We start from the raw sequence: 4350 nt of genomic DNA, 5'->3' as shown, positions 1-4350 counted from the left end.
GCCCCAAACCCCACACCCTATTCATCTTGGAGCGGCGAGAGCCGCCACTAAACCTACTTAACCGCTTTAGGCGCACGCGGGATGCTCGCACTCTGCGCCAAGTCGTGATTGATCCACAATTGTGCGCTCTGGTTCTTCACAATCGCGTCCACCTTATTCATCGATTGCCGTGTCTGCTTTGCGTCGGCGTTGAACCTCGGCACGCGGCGGTTGACAAAATTCTCCTCGAAGTGCGCTACGTCACCGCTGAGAACCACCAGACCAGTCTGTGGCAACCGCACGAGCAGCGATTGATGCCCCGGTGTATGTCCGGGCGTTGAGAGAATACGAACTGAGCCGTCGCCGAAGATGTCGTGGTCGCCCTGTAGCGTCACGACCGGGTTGTTTCGCAGTGTCGAGTAGAGAGTCGGCACAAAACGGAATTTTTTGTACTCAGATCCGAACATCACTTTGTATTCGACCTTCTGGACATACCATTTCGCGCGCGGGAATAGCCGGGTATTGCCGACATGATCGAAATGCGCGTGTGAGAGCGCGATGATCGTGACATCAGCTGGCTTGACACCGATCTCGTCGAGTTGCGACACGAGGGTTCGGTTGACAATCCCCCGCACACCGGGCGAACCAACTACGCCTTCGGGCGTTCCCACCCAATCGTCGGGTACGCCCATGTCCCACAGCATCCAATCATTACCGTGCTGGATCAAATAGCAGTTATTGCTGAAGGTCATCGGCAAGCCGACATTTATGCCAGGCGACCACTGCGAGATGTCCGAGACGCGCGCTTCGCCACAGTTCAAAACGAACATGCGCTCGACCGCAGCCGACGTGTGCGCTGGTGTGAAGACTAATCCGGCGAGCCACACGATCGCACCTGATAGCAACGCCGCGATCAAGAGGATATACCTGCGGCGAAGAAGCCTGACCGACGTTGTATGACGTGTTGATGTTTTCACAACCCTACTTCCCATACTAAAAATGGGTTGTAACTTTACTTTTAAAAACAATGAAAATCCTTAAGATGCTCCGTTGACGACTCATAGCAAAAGTTTAGATTTTACTTATTTGCAGTATAAGATATCCTTTTTTTTTTCCTAGTCGGTATTATTCGGAACATTCATAAAAGTTTGTCAGGTGCGAGCAGCAAATCTTTTGATCGCCTCTGGAATCTGGGTTATTTGGTTGTCACTATTGTTATTTGAAGGTTAAATCTGAATTGCTACCGTCTTCTCGTTTGTGTTCCACAGGATGCACCTATTAGGTTCTCAAGTTTGAAAGGCGCTAACTCATCCTGCCGTGATTGAATGGTCAGAATTACTTCAAGATGGGGCAGCTTGAGCAAGAAATTAGCTAGATGTTGTTGTCTTACTCTGCTTGGTAGTGCCACAGGGCTGTGTGATTATTCCATAGGACTTTCGGTGGGCAATACTAGCACTTCGTGGATCGCGGTAGCTGCATTTCCGCCTGTTTGGGTTCCTCCGCCAAAAACAAAAATTCGGTTGCCAACGGCTGATGCTCCCAATCCATGTCGTGGAGTTGGTAAGGGTGGCAGTACTTCCCAAACGTCGGTTTTCGGGTCGTATACCCAACTTTCGGCGAAAACTTTCTGCTCCAGAACCCACTGTTCGCCGCCAAAAACGTAAAGCTTGCCGTTGAGGGAGGTTGCAGCAAGACCGCCTTGAGCTTGAGGCATAGGCTCGCGCGTCTCCCAACGATCAAGCTTCGGATCGTAAACCTCAAGATTTGGCACATTGACTTGGCGCGTAGTGCCATCAGCATTTTTGAAAAACTTGCGACCCCCGACTACGTAGATATTTTCATCAATTACAGCCGATGCTGCACTATTTCGCGGTGTCGGTGCATTGGCACGGGCTGACCAACGCTTGGTTGTCGGATCAAATACTTCGTTTCGCACGCTGTCAATGTGCTCATTGAAAAGCCGAGCATCCTCAGTGGCTCGAACGCGCCCGCCGATTAGGTAAATTTTGTCGTCAACCACTGCGGATATGGCCTCTGCACGAGCCATTGGTAGGTCAGTGCCTTGAGTCCAAGTATTAGCGGTAGGATCATATATAAACATCGTTGGCTGTGCACGCCAGTCTGGAAACCCGCCTGTGAAACCGCCAACACCATAGAGCAAACCATTGACTGCCGACAGCGTAATGTGATGGCGTGCTTCAGGTAGTGGTCTCAATACTGTCCACGCATCCTTGACAGGATCGTAAGACTCGAAATGATCTGTGAACCCAGGGTTTTGGCTGAGGAAACCGCCAGCCACGTATATTTTTCCGTTCAACACTTCTGGATAAAGCTCTTGTCGAGCGATCGTTGGCGGCGCAGCCTCAGTCCAATACGGCAACTGACTTTGCGCTTGACTGAGTACGGGCGAACCTAGCGCTACAAGTGAAAAGGCCAAGAGTGACAGAGAAATCAAATATCTAAACCTACGTAGCATAATGCATATCTCCTATTATTATTCGACTTGTTATTCGGCCATCTTCAAGCTGAGATATTGCACTGTACAAAATCATTCAGTGACTGTGTGGGTGTGGGTGCTGTTGGTAGTGCTGCCGGAGTAGATCTTTACCGTAGTCGTTGCCATTCGGCGTTCGTATTACGCTGTGGATATGCTCGCGTGTAGGCTGACCACGTTCTAAATACCGCAGAGCGATAGGCGTCTGATGATCGAACTCGATCAAGATCACCGGGCTGTGGATACGGTAATAGAAGACGCTGTTTGCCTCCGTCTCGCCGATCCAAGCGAACCGGGTCTCGTCTAGATGCTGCCGCACTTCGGACATTTTGACCTCCGCGTGCCCGCCGCGCATATTCCCCACATACTCGCCAATCAAATCGAGCAATTGCTTCTTTTGCTCGGCTGTGAACTCCGCAGCGCGAATACCAGCATAGTCGAGAACGATGTTGTCACTGAAGGCTTCGCCCACGCTGCTGTTGCGGGTCTTGGAAACCTCAATGATAGCTTTCTCACGCTGTGCATCATTGAGCGCGTTGATCAGCGCTAGACCCTTGTTTTGTTCGTTTTGCAGCACAGTCGTGCCTTCGTACCTGCCGGAGTTAGCCGTCACTGGCTCGGAACCCATGAAAGTGGGTGTCATCACCACTTGGTCGCCCAGCACGAAGTAGTTGACGATTAGATGGTGCCCGTCGAGCTGCCAGCCCCACGGCTCCGTATCTGAAGGCGTGCCCATTACCGTAATCCAGTAGCGCCACTCGCCGTATTCGTCGAAGTTATTGTCATTCAGCTCGGCCAGCGTGTGGTTGAGCCGCATGATGTCGCGCGACTGCTTCAATCCCTTAGCGCTGAACGAGGCTCGCAACAGATTGAAAGCTACCTCGCGCTGGGACTCAGTCATCTCATAGAAGCCCGTGCCCTGACGGATGTAAAAGTGCTGGTTCATCCACTTACGCCATTCCGGGTCATCAACTGAAAATATCGTCTTGCTGCGCTGCTCCGGGGTCAAGGTGGCGAGAAAAGCATCAGCAGACCTGCGGACGGGCGCAGTGGAGACTCCGGTCGAGCGGATGGGGAACAAACCTGAGACAACATCGCCGTTTGTAGTAATACCCTTAAACGGCTCGGCTAGACCACGGGCTTCGGCTTCTTGCGACATGCGCCGGAAGCGATCAGCGAGAGCACCTGATAACTGCTGTGCATGAGATTTGAAACTTTGTGTCAAGACACTAGCGAGACTGACGACGACGCTAGTGCCTGCCATGATGCCCAAGAATTTACGACGTTTCATGTTCATAATGATTTCCTAGATTTGGCTTTAACGATCGCAATAGGCAATTGCTTAAACCGATTCAGTCGGGCGTAAAGTGAACCTACTACAACCATTACACAACATCTATAATGTGTCCAATGCATATTATGAATGAGTGCTATATCAACAGTGGTATATACTCAAATAATGGCTCAACAGTTCCCCAACCTCTCACGCATTGATCTGAATCAGCTTCTGGCTCTACAAGCTCTTTTAGAGGAGAAGCATATTACTCGTGCGGCAGCCCGATTCTCTCTAAGCCAGCCAGCAATGAGCCGTGTGCTCGGGCGGTTGCGATCGGCACTTGGCGATGACCTGCTCGTTCGTAGCGGCGTAGGGTACGAGCGAACACCGCGTGGCGAGCGCTTGCTGCGAGAGTTGGAAGTTCTCCTGCCTCGCTTAAACGCAGTGATTGGCAGCAATGACTTTGATCCTTCCACTTCACAACAACGTTTCCGGGTCACAGGCACCGATTATGCCGCCGCTGTTATCGTCCGTGGCACCGTGCAGATCTGTCGCAAATTTGCTCCTGGCGTTCGCGTTGAAGTCATTGGTTGGACGGAAG

Annotated in this window: 4 protein-coding genes; 1 reads left to right on the top strand and 3 read right to left on the bottom strand. The window is 51.5% G+C overall.

The features are described 5' to 3' along the window. Window positions 1-53 precede the first annotated feature (53 nt). From IQ229_RS15075 to IQ229_RS15065, 3 genes are all read right to left on the bottom strand, one after another. Complete coding sequence (locus IQ229_RS15075; protein ID WP_322743993.1) at window positions 54-956, bottom strand: N-acyl homoserine lactonase family protein; 903 nt, start codon at window positions 954-956, stop codon at window positions 54-56. A gap of 443 nt (window positions 957-1399) precedes the next feature. After that, a complete protein-coding gene (locus IQ229_RS15070) occupies window positions 1400-2455 on the bottom strand; it encodes a Kelch repeat-containing protein (protein ID WP_194044954.1) in 1056 nt (351 codons plus the stop codon). 76 nt (window positions 2456-2531) lie between these two features. Further along, window positions 2532-3770, bottom strand: a complete 1239-nt coding sequence (locus tag IQ229_RS15065) for a DUF3500 domain-containing protein (protein WP_228013482.1) — start codon at window positions 3768-3770, stop codon at window positions 2532-2534. Window positions 3771-3932: 162 nt separating this feature from the next. Here IQ229_RS15065 and IQ229_RS15060 point away from each other — a divergent pair. Further along, window positions 3933-4350: LysR family transcriptional regulator (locus IQ229_RS15060; RefSeq protein ID WP_194044953.1), on the top strand; the 418-nt coding region annotated here is incomplete at its 3' end.

Source organism: Nostoc cf. edaphicum LEGE 07299 (assembly GCF_015207245.1).
Taxonomy (GTDB): domain Bacteria; phylum Cyanobacteriota; class Cyanobacteriia; order Cyanobacteriales; family Nostocaceae; genus Nostoc; species Nostoc edaphicum_B.
Note: the sequence above shows the minus strand (reverse complement) of the source record. Positions and strands in the feature narration are given on the sequence as shown.

What these genes read in the sequence shown, in the direction of transcription:
- IQ229_RS15070 (WP_194044954.1), bottom strand. Translation starts at nt 2,455, where the DNA reads ATGCTACGTAGGTTTAGATATTTGATTTCTCTGTCACTCTTGGCCTTT.
- IQ229_RS15065 (WP_228013482.1), bottom strand. Translation starts at nt 3,770, where the DNA reads ATGAACATGAAACGTCGTAAATTCTTGGGCATCATGGCAGGCACTAGC.